The organism is Pedobacter ginsengiterrae (assembly GCF_039537385.1).
In the GTDB taxonomy this organism is placed as follows: domain Bacteria; phylum Bacteroidota; class Bacteroidia; order Sphingobacteriales; family Sphingobacteriaceae; genus Pedobacter; species Pedobacter ginsengiterrae.
Genome location: NZ_BAABAK010000003.1, coordinates 47,579 through 62,212 on the forward strand (window position 1 = coordinate 47,579; position 14,634 = coordinate 62,212).

The window sequence follows — 14,634 nt, forward strand, 5'->3', positions numbered from 1 at the left end:
GTTTTATTGCTAAATTGTTTGTGCATTTTCCCAGCCAGCGAACTGATGAACCAATGAACTAATAAACCCAAAAACCTACTCCTCAATCCAACTCACTTTTTCTTCAATCGATGTACGGTTTGGTGCCCATGGTTTTTCGTTATGGTAGCCCATATAGAATAAGCCAATACATTTTTCATTCTCTTTCAAGCCCAAGAAACTGCCTAAATCGTGTATTAATGGTGGCGAACTCCAATAAGCACCAACTTTTAAACTTTCGGCAGTTAAAGCCATATTCTGAACTGCACAAGATACCGCAGCCAGTTCTTCCCATTCGGGAATTTTTCCGCTAACCGCCATATTGATGGCAATAATACAATCAGCCTGACTGGTTTTCTCTGCAAAGCTATCGTACTTTTTTTGAAGAAAATTTTGAGGAGACACCAATTCCTTATAAAGTTTTCCAAGCTCCGCTCCCAATTTTGCCAAACCTGCTTTTCTAATTACAGTAAAACGCCAGGGTTGGGTTAACTTATGTGTTGGTGCAAAATTGGCCGTTTCTAAAATTTGATTAATAACTTCAACAGGTATTTCTTTTTTTATATAACTGGCAGGAAAAATACTGCGGCGTTCTTTTATAACTTGTGATATGATTTCGTAATTACTCATCTGGTAAAAATAGTTAAAAGCAAAAAGATTAAAGCTGAAAGCCAAAAGCAAAATTGTTAAAAACTAAAATATTTGACTTTTTAATGTCTTGATAAGCTATAAACAGCAAAAAGACTAAAGCTGAAAGCGAAAAGATAAAAGCTGAAAGCCAAAAGATAAAAGCTGAAAGCGAAAAGATTAAGGCTGAAAGCCAATAGCAAAATTGTTAAAACTAAAACATTTGCCGCTTTAATCTCTTGATACTCGATACTTACAATTTGATACTTACTACTTGATACTTTTCAGCTGCTTCCTAATTTGTTTAACCTTTGCAAAAAACCCAATGCTTTCCTTGTCAACTAAAAATTCCATAGTATCAATTAGTTCTTCTTTAATCCACTGGTGTTTTGAAATTAAATTAGCCAGAATATTTAAACAGTGTGATTTTACCGCAACAGGAATATTTTCATCAATTAACCAGGCAAAAACTGCTTCAACAAAACCTTTAGTATCGTAATCTTGCAAAATATCTTTTACTTCTCTTGAAGCTTTTTTATTTGTCATAAAAGCCAGAATTTTAACAAAATGGCGTAAAGCAGAAGGATTATTTTGTTGAGGAAGTTTATCTAAAAAATAATCAGCAAACGGCAGGAAGTTAACTTGATGATTGGAATAAACCCGTTCTAAAATCCATGCAGCTCTAAATCCAATTTGCTCATCATGATGAAAACTCAAATCAATTAAATTTTTTGCAGAAAAAGTTTGATCTGATACATTAGATGCCAATTTTTCAACTTCTATTTTGCCAATAGGTTTTTGTATGATATTTATTAAAAATTGCATGAACCATAAAAATAAAAAAATCAATTGAAATAACTGCCTGCTGAAGCAGACCGCAATGAAATAGCTAAGCAATAGCACCAACAAGCCGTCATTTCGAGCGGAGCCAAGAAATCTTTGAACAATGTATATTAATTTAAAAGATCTCTCCATCCGCCGCATTACAGTCGAGAAGACTGAAGAACGGAATGGAGTTAGCAAAGAAGAAAACAAGCGTATTAAAAGGCACAATCTTTTGTTAAATAAACCTGATTGAACTGAATACTTTTATAAATAGTAGCAACCTTCAATAGGCTGTCATGCTGAGGCACGAAGCATCTCTAACCTATAAAACAGGTGCTTCGTACCTCGGCATGACAGACGTTATTTATAAAAGATTGAAGTGAAAGCGGGACTACAGAATCTATGAAATGCTGCGCAATCGTTTTCAAATTATAATTCTTCAACCTTTTTACCCTCAACCTTTTTCCGTATCTTTGCGGCTTATTTATTTACAGTATGATTTCAGTTTCTAATTTATCTTTACGATACGGCAAACGCACATTATTTGAAGACGTTAACATCAAGTTTAACCAAGGCAACTGCTATGGTGTAATTGGCGCTAACGGGGCAGGTAAATCTACTTTCCTGAAAATTTTATCGGGCGAAGTAAGTCAGACATCGGGTAGCGTAGCTTTTACTCCAGGAGAAAGAATGGCGGTTTTAAAACAAAACCACTACGAATTTGATGAGTTTTCGGTATTAGAAACCGTAATGATTGGTCATAAAGAGCTTTATGCCATCATGAAAGAGAAAGATGCCATTTATATGAAGGAAGATTTTACCGAAAAAGATGGCGAACGTGCTGGAGAATTGGAAAATATTTTCGCTGAAATGGATGGCTGGAACATGGAGAGCAATGCTGCAACCATGTTGAGCAACTTAGGCATAACAGAAGATAACCATACTAAATTATTAAAAGAGCTAGATAATACGCAAAAAGTACGTGTGTTACTGGCGCAAGCGTTATTTGGTAATCCTGATATTTTGTTACTGGATGAGCCAACCAACGATTTGGACATCGAAACGATTGCATGGTTAGAAAATTTCCTGGCGGATTACCAAAACATTGTATTGGTGGTTTCTCACGACAGGCACTTTTTAGATGCTGTTTGTACACATATTGTGGATATCGATTTCGCAAAAATGAGTACTTATACAGGTAACTATACTTTCTGGTATGAGTCTAGTCAGCTGGCGTTAAAACAACGTAGCGACCAGAACAAGAAAATGGAAGACAAAGTGAAGGAGTTACAGGAGTTTATCCGCAGGTTTAGTGCAAATGCATCGAAATCAAAGCAGGCAACTTCGCGTAAAAAGGCTTTAGATAAAATTGATATTACCGAGATAAAGGCATCGAGCCGTAAATATCCTGCAATTATATTCAATAATACGGGTCGCGAAGCAGGCGATCAAATTTTACAGGTTGATGCTTTGGGAAAATCTGGCAATGATGGCGTTTTATTCGACAAAGTTACTTTCATGGTAAATAAAGGCGATAAAATTGCAATCTTATCTCAAAACAGTTTGGCTACTGCAGCATTTTACGATGTTTTAACAGGTAGAACACCTGCTGATAAAGGCGAATTTAAATGGGGCGTTACCATCAGCACAGCTGATATACCGAATGATAACTCTGAATATTTTGCTGGAAAAGATGAAAACCTGGTTGATTGGTTACGCGAATATTCGGGAACGGATGCTGATGAGCAATTTGTACGCAGCTTTTTAGGCCGTATGTTATTTTCTGGTGAAGAAGTTTTGAAGAATGTAAAAGTGCTTTCAGGTGGGGAGAAAATGCGTTGTATGTTCTCGAGAATGATGTTACAACAAGCAAACTTATTAATGTTTGATGAGCCAACCAATCACCTGGATTTGGAATCTATCGAAGCGTTAAACAACGGGATGAAAGATTTTAAAGGTACCGTTTTGTTTACTTCACGAGATCACCAGTTAACAGAAACCGTTGCAAATCGCATTATCGAAATTACACCAAAAGGTACAATTGATAAGTTAATGACTTATGATGAGTACATCAACAGTCCCGATGTTGCAAAACTTCGCGAGGAAATGTATTCGTAAAAGATTTAATAAAAATTTAATTGAAAAGAGTTTTGATATGATATCAAAACTCTTTTTCTTTATAAGACTAATCCATTTTATGAAAACGCTCGCCTCACTCCTTTTATCTTTAATTTGCTTTTCGGTTTTTGCTCAAAAGAGCGATTCTACACGTATTCGAAAAACCGCAATTGGCTATAATTTAATAGAAGAAAGCACCGAATTAAAATCAAAGCCGCATGTAAAAAACGGTTCGGCCGAAGTTTTTCTTCACAAGAAGCTTGTTGCTACTGGCTTATACAAAGACAATGAAAGAGTTGGTAGATGGCGCTTTTTTAATAGAGACAGCATTTCGCAAGTTTACGATTACAAATCAAAAAAAATAGAATATAATGTTCCTGATACCACATTGGCTTATAATATAGACTCATTAAATCAAGGCGACAAAGTAAGCTATCCAATAAAAATTGGTATTATGAATAATTTGTATTGGTACCTGGCTTCAACTGCAAAAGTACCTGATGAGCTAAAGCAGATAAAAGGTGAATATCAGGTAACCTTTGTAATAAGTATCAGTAAATTTGGAAAAATAACCAAACAGGAGGTAAACTATAAATCAAATAACATTAGCAAAAGTTATGAATTGGTTGACCAGACTCATGGATATAAGGATTTCGAATTTTCTCCTGCAATAGCAAATGGAAATGCTGTAGACAGTCAAATGATTTTAAAAGTTAGAGTAAGAATCGGCCATTAAGTATCCTTAACAAGCGAATCGAATAATTTATTAAAAAAAATAGCTCTACTGTAGCGTTTCTCTAACGCCTCTCGTTTTATTAGAAAAAGTGTTAATGGCCATTAACCAATTTTATTAAAAATTGATTTAAAACATTAAAATGAAAACTACTCTGAAAAAATTCGGTACAATTAAGATTATATTCTCTCTACTTGCTTTAACTATATTTATATCTGCCTGTAAAAAAGATTGGGGCGATTCTAACTCCGTTACCGTTGCAGGCATTGGCTTTGTACACGCATCACCAGGAACTGGCGCTTTGGATTTGGTTGTAGATAACCAGAAGGTTAACAGTAAAGATTTTACTTATACCAACGATTTAGGTTACTTTGGTGCATACCCTGGAACAAGATTATTTGGTGTCGTTAAAAAAGATTCTACAAGGTACCTTGCTACCTCGAGCTTAACGTTACGCTCTGGTTTATTTTACTCGGCTTTTGTTATTGATGTTTTACCAGCTCCGAAAATTTTATTGGTAGAAGATGATTTGAAAGCACCCGAAACGGATAAAGCTAAAATTCGTTTCATTAATTTGAGCCCAGCTTCTACTCCTTTCGATTTAGAAGTGAGTAATACCGACCCTGCAGCGCTTACCGCTCCTTACCTGTTAACAACTAATAAAGCATTTAAAGATTTTAGTGCTTTTGCTTCTATCAATCCATCAATTAGCTATAATTTTGCATTGAAAGAAACAGGTTCTGCGGCTACTGTTGCAACTATATCTAATGTTAAAATAGAAAAAGGAAAAATTTATACCATTTGGGCAAAAGGCCTGAAAGCGGCAACCGATAGTACAAAACTATCTATAGGCATAATGACTAATAAATAACACCTACATATGAAACGAAAATTAACATCATCCTAATTCTAAAAAAAGGATGGTGTTATTTTCATTAATTTGGAAACCAGAATGCCATACAGGCAATGTTACATAAAAGCTACTCTTAATTAAGTTCTTACAGGTTGATCAAAAAAATACTCACTATTGAGGAAATAATAAAAGGCTGCAAAAAGAACGATAACAGCTGCAAGGAAATGATGTATAAATCATTTTACGGCTATTTAATGGGTATTATTTTAAGGTATGTAAACAACAGTTACGACGGCGAAGAGCTTGTAAATGACTGTTTTATAAAGATTTTCAAGAATATAGAAAGTTTCCAACCGCCAAGTAATTCAGTCGAATTACAAAAAACATTTAAGGGTTGGATAGCCAGAATTGCATCTCGAACGGCAATAGATAAACTTCGCACATTAAAGAACCAATCCTATGTTGATGATTTATCGGAAGCTGAACATCCTGTAAGCAACGTTTCAGTAACCTCTGATTTGCACGTTCAGGATATTTTAAAACTATTAAATGATTTGCCAGAAACACACCGGCTAGTATTTAACCTTTATGAAATTGAAGGCTTTGCGCACGATGAGATATCGAAGATGATGAATATACCCGAGAGTTCGAGCAGAGTTTACTTAACAAGAGCAAAAAACAAGCTTCGAACGCTGTATTTAAAAACAATGGTTAATTCGTATGAGAAAAATGGATAAAGAATTAATTGACCAGATTAAGGATAATCTTCATGCACATGAAGAGGCTTACACGCCTGGAGCGTGGGAGCGCTTTGCTGTGCAAGAAGAAAAGAAAAAAAGAGGCTTTATTTACTGGCCTCTATGGTCTGCTGCTGCCATTATTTTAATTGCTGGCGGTTTATTTTTCTTTAGAAACGAGGAGCAAAATCAAACCAAAATAGTTGTAAATAAACCCATAAAAGCTACTGAAAATTCGAAAGCAACAATACAGGAAAACAAACCGAAACCAGTAAATACTGAAAACAAAGTATCAAAATCAAATCTTTTAACTCACGAAAAAGCGATTGTTCCAAATAATTATGGTTCAAATCAACTTGCATCAGTTTCTCCAATAGAAAAAACGAACTTGACTGAGATTAACGCATCTAATTTGCCTTATGCTCAAGTCGAAAATACGTCTTCGGCTGTTGTTTTAATTGATTTGAAAAATCAGCCTACACTATTAAACACAATCAAATCAGAAAGAATAGCCCAAAATTTATCGGGCAAGAATATCGAATTTGTACCAGAGAAGAAAAAACCATCGTCGGCTAAAATTACATTCGAACAAATACTTGCAGCCGATAGCCATAATAACAAATTTGCAAAAACAGAGAAAGATAAAAGTGCTGATAAATGGGAACCTGGAGTTTTTGTAGCCCCTGCAATGGGAAATGATAATAAGGTAAATATGAACTATGGCTTTTCGCTATCTTATAGCTTGGCTAAAAAATTATCGATTAGTTCTGGCATTGCCTACACGGCTTTAAGTGGTAAAAATGATTTATCAAATGTTTATTCGGGAGCAATGAATTCGCCTGCATCATCTCAATCTTTATCTACAGACAGCAAAAGCTTAGAATCTGTTGATGCTAGAGTTCGAGGAATAAACATTCCGTTAGAACTGAAATACAATATTAGCGATAAAATTTATACGGGAATTGGCGTTTCGGCACTGGCCATTTTAAATAACAGACAAGAAAACAATTACATCGTAAGCCAGACACAAAATACAACCGTTGTAAATTCGATGGGCTTCTCAGAACAGAAAATGTTAGTGGTAACTGGAAGAGTTTCAGAAGCACAAAAAGAATCAGTTGCAGCCCCAGACAAGTATTTAGGTTTCTATAATTTTTCTTTGGGATATAAACAGAAAATATCACCAAAGAAAAATATAGCGGTTGAGCCTTTTTTAAGAGTACCAATGAAAAACTTTTCAAAGGATAACTTAAACCTTACCAATGGCGGTTTAAGATTAAAGCTCGATTTTTAAAGTATAGCAGCCAATTCTTTTACTGATGCCCTTTTTTTATAATCTTTATCAAATTGTACAAATTTAATCCGACCATTTTTACCAATTATGTACGTTGCAGGAACTGGTAAAACTGCATCGAGTGCGCCGTTATTTTTAGCAACATCAATGCCATAGCCTTTGTATTTTGAAACAAGGCCCTCCTCCATCACAAAATCAACCTTATAAGCTTTCATAATTTTATATCCTTTATCAGATATAAGAGAAAAAGACGCTTTCGTTTTGTCTTTTGTTTTAGTAATAGATTCATCACTTTCTGGAGTTACACCAAGTACATAAGCACCTTTTGCACTTAAGCTCGTTAACGAATCTTGCAAATCTTTAATGTGTTTATTGCAATAAGGGCACCATTGACCACGATAGAAGAATAGTACAACACTTTTGTTCGTCTTCAACAACTCTTTCAGGTTAATTTCTTTGCCTTCACTATTTTTGGCAATAAATTCGGGCGCTTTATCGCCAACTTTTAAACCAGTTTGTGCCTGTAAACTGTAAGAAAAAAGTAACGCAAAAAGCGAAAGGATTAAGGTTTTCATTTTGATTAATTTAATTTATAAATGTAGTTTAAACTTTTAGTCGTTCATAACTCCATTACCTTACAGTTAAATATTAAAAAAAATCAGCAAAAATAAAAGCCCCGAATAAATTCAGGGCTTTTTATGATATATGTAATCAGCTGAAACTGATCGATTCGAATTGTAAATTAGTGACCTGAATGACCATCGGCACCGTGAGCGTGACCATGAGCCAATTCGTCTTGTGTAGCTTCGCGAACACTTAAAATGGTACCAGCAAACACTAAGTTTTTACCAGCCATTGGGTGATTTAAATCTACAGCAACTGTTTCATCGTGTACAGCAGTTACGCCAGCTCTGAATTGGTTACCGTTGTTATCTTGTAAAGGAATAACATCTCCCACAGCTGGAACTTCACCGCCTGCATCAGTAAACATAGATTTTGGAAGGTCTGCAAAAGCACCTGGATCAATTTCTCCATAACCATCAACAGCCGATAATTCAAAGCCATATTCATCACCAGTTTTTAAACCAGTTAAATGTTCTTCAAATTTAGGCAACATCATGCCAACGCCATATAAAAATACTAAAGGATTTTGCTCATCAGCTTTTTCAACAAAAACTTGTTGTCCTTCTTCGTTAGTAGTATGTAATTCGTAAGTTAACGATACTACAGAGTTTGGTGAAATATTCATTTAAATTAATTTTTTGTAAATACTTTAATGCTTCCTCAACAGTTATAACCCGCAACTGGCATAATTATTTTGGCAAATGTTTATTAAACTGATTAAGCCTTTTAAATATTGCGTGGCAAAGATAAGTTAATTATTTACCTAACAAAAAAGATGCGCCTTTTGTTCAGAAAAGAACAAAACTATGATAAAATTTCATGATCAATCACTTTGGTATTATATCTAAGGGTTGTTTGGGAAAGGGGTCTAAATTTTCTTTTGTCTTAAAGAAGCTAGGTTTAAGCCGAACAAACGAAGCACTCGCTGATCGTTAAACACTAAAATCACTTCGTGCTAAAAAAAAGAAGGTGCAAAGCTTATCACAACCCTGCACCTTGAAACAAACTAATTTACGAAGTACATCCATACTTCTATTACTTAAATTTAATATACTATTAACACCCTTTACAGATAAAGGTTTTACAAAAAAGTACTCCTATTTGGTTTGTTTAAACAAAAAGCAGCTACAAATTTAATGTAGCTGCTCTTAATTTTTTTCGGTAGATGTTTGAGGTTTAATCTAAACTAGACATCAGTTAATGCCAGATGTCCGAATTTTTAACTTCCATTAAGCCCATTTGTTTTAAATAATCCATAGAATTTGACTTTAATCAAATAGAAAGCGTTTTATCCAAAAAAATGATTTAAATCATCTTCAATAACTCCTCTATTGCATATGCTCCAATGCTTCCTCAACTGTTTTAACTGGAAGCTGACATACCTTATTTCGGCAAACATAAACCTTGGTTTCATTACTTTGTTTACCCTTTAACAAGGGCAAACTACTCTCTGTGCCACCTAATATAATTTTATTTGGAATGTAGTGATTATTCAACTCCAACTTAATTACATCGATTTCTAATCCTGTTATAGCGATCTCATTAATTCCATAAACTTCGTTAAGCAATAGAATGGCCCAGTTCGAATAGGCAGAGCCATAACTTTTTATCATTGGATATACCGCAGCAAGCATTTCTGACGATTTTGCTCTATAACTTTCTAAATCAAAAAGCAAACCCAGTTTTTTCAAATTTAAAGCCATTGTAGAATTTGCCGCTGGAATTACATTATCCATTACTTCGTGCTTTCGGGCAATTAAATCTTCACTTTCGGCCGAAGTATAAAAGAACATCGGTGAATCGGTATCTGTAAAATTGGTTAAAACATAATCTGATAGTGATTTCGCCTCCATTAACCATTTTTCATCAAAATCATATTCATAAAGTGCAATTAAGGCTTCGATAAAGAAGGCGTAATCATCTAAAAATGCAGTAATTGAAGCCTTGCCATTTTTAAAATTACGATATAAGCCTCCATTTTTAGATTTTAAGTTTAACAGCATAAAACTGGCCGCCGCTGCTGCTTTTTTGTAATATAAATCATGACTCAAAATTTGGCCAGCATCGGCCAAGGCCTTAATCATCAATCCATTCCAGGCGGTTAAACATTTATCATCCAGTCCAGGTCTAATGCGTTTACTTCTTATCTCCAGCAATTTTACTTTTGCTTGTTTTACTTTATCTAAAAGCGTTTCAGCATCAAGATTGTATTTTTCTACTAAAACATCATCACTAATTGTTTTACGTAAAATATTAGTCTGCTCCTCTTCCCAGTTTCCATCTTCGGTAATATTGAAGTAGGCGCCAATCAATGCTGCATCCTCCCCTAAAATCGCATTAAATTCTTCCTGATCCCAAATATAAAATTTACCTTCTACACCTTCACTGTCTGCATCAAGCGCCGAATAAAACAAGCCATCATTCGATGTCATTTCATTAAATACCCAGTCTATCGTTTCTACTGCAGTTTGTTTAAAAGAATCGAATTTTGTGCATTGGTAAGCCTCGATATATAGGCTAATCAATTGGGCATTGTCATAGAGCATCTTTTCGAAATGCGGAACATGCCATTGATCATCAACAGAATAACGGGCAAAACCACCACCAATCTGGTCGTAAATTCCGCCGCGACTCATTTCCTCAAGCGTATGGCAAACGGCTGTGAAAACAGATTCATCATCACTCAAAAAACCATAACGAAGCAAGAAAACCCAGTTATTTGGCAAAGGAAATTTCGGAGCACGGTTATAGCCTCCATATCCAATATCGAAATGTCGCTTCCAGGGCTCGATAATTTCTGTTAAATGTTCATTAGTACAAGTTTCCAGGCTAACCGATGGAATTATTTTTTCGCTATCGCGGATACCTGAAGTTAAACGCTCTGCATATTGAGTAGCCTTATCTGGTTCGTTTGCCCACAAACCTGCAACATTTTCTAAAATATTAATCCAGTCGTCTTTTTTAAAGTATGTACCGCCATAAATCGGTCGCTGATCGGGTAAACAAATGCAATTTAATGGCCAGCCACCACTTCCAGTCATTAACTGAATAGCATACATATAAATCTGATCAATATCAGGTCGCTCCTCCCGATCCACTTTTATACAGATAAAATGTCGGTTCATCACTTCGGCAACCTCATGATTTTCGAAACTTTCGCGTTCCATAACGTGGCACCAATGGCAGGCCGAATAACCAATACTTACCAAAATCAATTTATTTTCTGCTTTAGCTTTTTCTAATGCCTCAGTGCCCCACTCGTGCCATTGCACAGGATTGTAAGCATGTTGCAACAGATAAGGAGATGAAGCGTTAATTAGGTTATTGGGCTCAGAATTAGTGTTTGACATGGCTTTTTGGATATGAGAATTGAAACTGTAAAGCTATTAATTATCTACAAACCTGTTCGGTTTTAGTTTTTGTTTTTATACTTTAGTTTAATATTTATAGATTAATTATTATGGTTCTTTAGCATCACTAAATTTGTAATACCTAGTATCGACTAACAAATTTGTCTATCTATATTAAACACCTCAACTTTTAATCTTCAACCTAAAACCTTTAAAACATGAAAATCACACACACTGAAATATATCGCTTTAGCATCCCAATGGAACCATTTGTAATTGCAACTGGTACTATGCACTTTGCTCAGAATGTGTTGATTAGAATTTATACGGATGCAGGTATACATGGTATTGGCGAATGCTCCGCCTTCCCAATGATTGTTGGTGAAACGCAGGAAACCTGTATAGCAATGGCTAAAGATTTTGCTGCCATTTTGAAGGGAAAGAATCCTTTAGATATTCCTGAAAGAATGAATGATTTATTAGGTTATGCCGACCACAACAGCACAATAAAAAGTGCTTTTGATATGGCTTTATTCGACATTGCCGCTAAAGATGCGGGGTTACCACTCTATAAATTTTTAGGTGGTACTAAGCGGACCATAGAAACCGACATGACAATCGGTATCGATACCCCAGAAGGAATGGCTAAAACTGCTTTAAAATACCAGAGTCAGGGTTGCAGAATTATAAAAATTAAACTCGGAAAAAAGGTAAACGATGATATCGAGCGTGTAAAACATATCCGCGAAGCAGTTGGTGAAGAAATGATTTTGCGATTAGATGCAAACCAGGGTTGGAGTTTTGATAATGCTTTATTCGCTTTAGGAGAATTGGAAAAATACAACATCGAGTTTTGCGAACAACCCATGCGCACCTGGTACGATGATAAATTGCCCGAATTGAATGTAAATTCTCCGATCAAACTAATGGCCGATGAAAGTTGTTATAATCACCACGACGCCAGGAAGTTAATTAACAGTCAATCTACCACGTATTTAAACATTAAATTTTCAAAATCGGGTGGAATTTTAGAAGCACAAAAAATCCATGAAGAAGCTTTGCAGACTGGTGTTAAATGCATGATTGGAAGTATGCTGGAAAGTAGAATTGCCCTAAGTGCAAATTTACATTTTGCATTAGCCAGTCCAAATGTAGAATTTTTCGACTTAGATACAGCCCTGTTAGGTCATTTAGCAGATCCTTGCGTTGGTGGACTAACCTATAATGGCTATTTTCTTGATGTTTCTGATGAAATTGGTATCGGTGCAGAAGCAGATGAATTTTTCTTGGAAAAATGTGAAAGCTGGACTATTTAACTCCCTAATCTCTTAGGGGGAAAGCACCGGTCAATTATAAAAAAGTTTAAAGTTTATTTAAGAAGTTTAACACGCTAAAAAATTATATAAAAGCATTTGCAGGGCAAAGACCCCTTGCGGATATTATTTTACAACCATCTCCGCCAAGGCCGTACTATCCCCATTAAAAGCATTAAAATCTACAATATGACCAATACCATTAATTTTTGCTTTATCAGAATGTTGCCAAAACTTCCATCGATCTTTAGATAAGCGTAATTTTGGTTGATAGTAATGCGCAATCCACAGCGGATAATCGTCAAAATTTCCATCTAAATAATCTTCGTAAAACTTCAAACCTGTATAAATAATAGGTCTTACTTTAGTTTTCATTTCTACATAATTCAGAAAATCAGACAGTTCCGCCCTCATTTTGAGAGGAGAAACCCCATCAAGCGTTTCAATATCTACAACAGGAGGCAAATCACCCTTTTCAATATTAACAACTTGTAAAAAAAACTTTGCTTGTGTTTTACCATCACGTTTGGGTCTGAAAAAATGATAAGCACCACAAATAATTCCAGCTTTTGGAGCCTCACGCCAGTTGCGTTGAAAATAAGGATCGACTAACAAAATACCTTCCGTGGCTTTAATGAAAGCAAAACGAATGCTTACTTCGTCCTCTTTCATATTTTTAACCTTCTGCCAGTTAATTTTACCCTGATAATAAGAAACATCAATGCCATGTATCGAATATTTCTTTGGTATTTTAATGTTAAAACTTTCGTAAGTGCGGTAGTTCGGGTCTTGCCCCCAATCCTTAATCCATCGCCAGGTAGATACAAAGCCATTAACAATGTAACCATAGTAAAACGGAGAAAGCAAAATTAAAAGCAGACCAGCAATAGCTACTTTCCACTGTGTAGGAAAAGGTTTCGACTTTTTATTTCTTGGTGTTGCTTTTCGTGTTACAGTTTTTTTAGCAACAGGATTTCGTTTCTCTGGTGGCATAGCATATTTGATTCTGCTAAGTTGAGGAAAATGAAGGGAAATAAAAAAACGAAAGAACTGCAGCTAAGATGTTTTTTTTTGTATCGTTCGTTCTTTCTCTTGGCGATATCCCAAATTCCCTTTTAAAAGCAAAATAAAAATGCGATAAATCTTCAAAGCCCAAATCAATATAAATATCGGCAAGCTTTAACGTTTTTTCTTCGATGAGAAACCGAGCTTCCTGTAAACGTCGTTTTATCAACCAACGATTGGGTGTTTCATTAAAAATGGTTTTAAAATCTCTTTTAAATGCTGATAAACTTCGTCCTGTTAGAAACGCAAAACGTTCTATATTTACATTGAACTTATAATTTTGTTGCATAAATTTTTCCAAATCCAATCTTCCAGGAAGGCCAAAATCAAACAAAATATCTGATAATTCTGGTTGAAGTTGTAGTAGAATGAGTAATAATTCTTCTCTTTTAATATCTGAGAATGTTGAACTGATATTTCCAGAATTATTATAATAGGGCTCTAATGACAACAAAAAACTATTGATTAAATCATCTTTTTCAACTTAATAAAAGCATCCTTTGAGATGAAATTTTTAAATAAAATCGAATACTTTTTCTGAAATATCTTTAAAAATGTTTCATCGAAAAAAATGATAACTTTCTCCAATTCGTTGTTATTTTTTACTTTGTTGTAACGAGCCAAACGGTTTTTACGAACGAGACAACTTTCACCCTGCTTCAACACATAATGTTTGTTGCCGTTATAACCATTCATCGTTCCCTGAGCCAGAAAAAGAAAAAAATGCTCGGCTATAAATTGCTCTGCCGAGAGAGCTGGACCAATAATGCAGGATTTTATTTCCGTTATTTTCATCTGTTCTACATTAATATATCTCCAACAGGCAGAATGGGTTCTGGTACATCCGTTTCGCCCAGCATTTGCAATAGATCTATTTCAATGGTACGGCAAATAGAAAGCATTGGCACATCGTTGTAAGAGCCTTCAAATGGATTTTCGCTGTAGTCGCCCACCAATTCCATGCTTACGTAAACCCAACCTAAAATCACTACCAATGGCACCGATATCCAAATGCCCATGTCTCCTAATTTTGAAAATTCGCCCATAAGACAAAAGGGCAACATATGATAAAGATGC

15 protein-coding genes are annotated in these 14,634 nt (G+C 35.1%); 6 read left to right on the forward strand and 9 right to left on the reverse strand.

Annotated features, from left to right (window positions below; all coding sequences use genetic code 11):
* Nucleotides 1-75 precede the first annotated feature (75 nt).
* Both ABD692_RS02375 and ABD692_RS02380 read right to left on the reverse strand, forming a co-directional pair.
* Nucleotides 76-648, reverse strand: a complete 573-nt coding sequence (locus tag ABD692_RS02375) for a nitroreductase family protein (protein ID WP_316759091.1) — start codon at nt 646-648, stop codon at nt 76-78.
* Nucleotides 649-915: 267 nt separating this feature from the next.
* The gene (locus ABD692_RS02380) at nt 916-1,494 is read right to left on the reverse strand and encodes a hypothetical protein (RefSeq protein ID WP_344764628.1); all 579 of its coding nucleotides are present in this window, start codon (nt 1,492-1,494) and stop codon (nt 916-918) included.
* Nucleotides 1,495-1,965: 471 nt separating this feature from the next.
* Between ABD692_RS02380 and ABD692_RS02385 the strand changes: the two genes are divergently transcribed.
* The 5 genes from ABD692_RS02385 (at nt 1,966) to ABD692_RS02405 (ending at nt 7,205) form a co-directional block, all read left to right on the forward strand.
* A complete protein-coding gene (locus ABD692_RS02385) occupies nt 1,966-3,588 on the forward strand; it encodes an ABC-F family ATP-binding cassette domain-containing protein (protein ID WP_316759095.1) in 1,623 nt (540 codons plus the stop codon).
* Between the two features lie 79 nt (nt 3,589-3,667).
* Nucleotides 3,668-4,324: a hypothetical protein gene (locus ABD692_RS02390; RefSeq protein ID WP_344764631.1), complete on the forward strand. Its 657-nt coding sequence runs from the start codon at nt 3,668-3,670 to the stop codon at nt 4,322-4,324.
* A 139-nt stretch (nt 4,325-4,463) separates the two neighbouring features.
* Complete coding sequence (locus ABD692_RS02395) at nt 4,464-5,192, forward strand: DUF4397 domain-containing protein (RefSeq protein WP_344764633.1); 729 nt, start codon at nt 4,464-4,466, stop codon at nt 5,190-5,192.
* A gap of 206 nt (nt 5,193-5,398) precedes the next feature.
* Nucleotides 5,399-5,911, forward strand: a complete 513-nt coding sequence (locus ABD692_RS02400; RefSeq protein ID WP_344764635.1) for an RNA polymerase sigma factor — start codon at nt 5,399-5,401, stop codon at nt 5,909-5,911.
* Nucleotides 5,904-7,205 (forward strand): hypothetical protein, encoded by a 1,302-nt coding sequence (locus tag ABD692_RS02405; RefSeq protein WP_344764637.1) that lies wholly within the window; start codon nt 5,904-5,906, stop codon nt 7,203-7,205. Before ABD692_RS02400 ends, ABD692_RS02405 begins: the two co-directional genes overlap by 8 nt.
* Here ABD692_RS02405 and ABD692_RS02410 read toward each other — a convergent pair.
* From ABD692_RS02410 to ABD692_RS02420, 3 genes are all read right to left on the reverse strand, one after another.
* Nucleotides 7,202-7,780, reverse strand: a complete 579-nt coding sequence (locus tag ABD692_RS02410) for a peroxiredoxin family protein (protein WP_344764639.1) — start codon at nt 7,778-7,780, stop codon at nt 7,202-7,204. The genes ABD692_RS02405 and ABD692_RS02410 overlap by 4 nt on opposite strands.
* A 167-nt stretch (nt 7,781-7,947) precedes the next feature.
* Complete coding sequence (locus tag ABD692_RS02415) at nt 7,948-8,454, reverse strand: FKBP-type peptidyl-prolyl cis-trans isomerase (RefSeq protein ID WP_316759108.1); 507 nt, start codon at nt 8,452-8,454, stop codon at nt 7,948-7,950.
* Nucleotides 8,455-9,157: 703 nt separating this feature from the next.
* Nucleotides 9,158-11,179: a thioredoxin domain-containing protein gene (locus ABD692_RS02420; RefSeq protein WP_344764642.1), complete on the reverse strand. Its 2,022-nt coding sequence runs from the start codon at nt 11,177-11,179 to the stop codon at nt 9,158-9,160.
* Nucleotides 11,180-11,397: 218 nt separating this feature from the next.
* Between ABD692_RS02420 and ABD692_RS02425 the strand changes: the two genes are divergently transcribed.
* Nucleotides 11,398-12,495 (forward strand): mandelate racemase/muconate lactonizing enzyme family protein, encoded by a 1,098-nt coding sequence (locus ABD692_RS02425; protein WP_344764645.1) that lies wholly within the window; start codon nt 11,398-11,400, stop codon nt 12,493-12,495.
* 123 nt (nt 12,496-12,618) lie between these two features.
* Here the strand turns inward: ABD692_RS02425 and ABD692_RS02430 are convergent, their stop codons facing one another.
* Genes ABD692_RS02430 through ABD692_RS02445 form a run of 4 tightly spaced genes read right to left on the reverse strand, consistent with a single transcriptional unit; the run spans nt 12,619 to nt 14,576 of the window.
* Complete coding sequence (locus ABD692_RS02430) at nt 12,619-13,485, reverse strand: glycoside hydrolase family 25 protein (RefSeq protein WP_344764647.1); 867 nt, start codon at nt 13,483-13,485, stop codon at nt 12,619-12,621.
* Between the two features lie 16 nt (nt 13,486-13,501).
* Nucleotides 13,502-14,008 carry a helix-turn-helix domain-containing protein gene (locus ABD692_RS02435; RefSeq protein WP_344764649.1) on the reverse strand — a complete coding sequence of 169 codons (507 nt, stop codon included), beginning with the start codon at nt 14,006-14,008 and terminating at the stop codon, nt 13,502-13,504.
* 14 nt (nt 14,009-14,022) lie between these two features.
* Nucleotides 14,023-14,352, reverse strand: a complete 330-nt coding sequence (locus ABD692_RS02440; protein ID WP_344764651.1) for a hypothetical protein — start codon at nt 14,350-14,352, stop codon at nt 14,023-14,025.
* 5 nt (nt 14,353-14,357) lie between these two features.
* A complete protein-coding gene (locus tag ABD692_RS02445) occupies nt 14,358-14,576 on the reverse strand; it encodes a bestrophin family protein (RefSeq protein WP_344764654.1) in 219 nt (72 codons plus the stop codon).
* Nucleotides 14,577-14,634: the final 58 nt, after the last annotated feature.

Bases quoted from the DNA above. Each gene is read 5' to 3' on its own strand.
- ABD692_RS02375 (WP_316759091.1), bottom strand. From the start codon at position 648: ATGAGTAATTACGAAATCATATCACAAGTTATAAAAGAACGCCGCAGT.
- ABD692_RS02385 (WP_316759095.1), top strand. From the start codon at position 1,966: ATGATTTCAGTTTCTAATTTATCTTTACGATACGGCAAACGCACATTA.
- ABD692_RS02390 (WP_344764631.1), top strand. From the start codon at position 3,668: ATGAAAACGCTCGCCTCACTCCTTTTATCTTTAATTTGCTTTTCGGTT.
- ABD692_RS02395 (WP_344764633.1), top strand. From the start codon at position 4,464: ATGAAAACTACTCTGAAAAAATTCGGTACAATTAAGATTATATTCTCT.
- ABD692_RS02400 (WP_344764635.1), top strand. From the start codon at position 5,399: ATGATGTATAAATCATTTTACGGCTATTTAATGGGTATTATTTTAAGG.
- ABD692_RS02405 (WP_344764637.1), top strand. From the start codon at position 5,904: ATGGATAAAGAATTAATTGACCAGATTAAGGATAATCTTCATGCACAT.
- ABD692_RS02410 (WP_344764639.1), bottom strand. From the start codon at position 7,780: ATGAAAACCTTAATCCTTTCGCTTTTTGCGTTACTTTTTTCTTACAGT.
- ABD692_RS02415 (WP_316759108.1), bottom strand. From the start codon at position 8,454: ATGAATATTTCACCAAACTCTGTAGTATCGTTAACTTACGAATTACAT.
- ABD692_RS02420 (WP_344764642.1), bottom strand. From the start codon at position 11,179: ATGTCAAACACTAATTCTGAGCCCAATAACCTAATTAACGCTTCATCT.
- ABD692_RS02425 (WP_344764645.1), top strand. From the start codon at position 11,398: ATGAAAATCACACACACTGAAATATATCGCTTTAGCATCCCAATGGAA.
- ABD692_RS02430 (WP_344764647.1), bottom strand. From the start codon at position 13,485: ATGCCACCAGAGAAACGAAATCCTGTTGCTAAAAAAACTGTAACACGA.
- ABD692_RS02440 (WP_344764651.1), bottom strand. From the start codon at position 14,352: ATGAAAATAACGGAAATAAAATCCTGCATTATTGGTCCAGCTCTCTCG.
- ABD692_RS02445 (WP_344764654.1), bottom strand. From the start codon at position 14,576: ATGGGCATTTGGATATCGGTGCCATTGGTAGTGATTTTAGGTTGGGTT.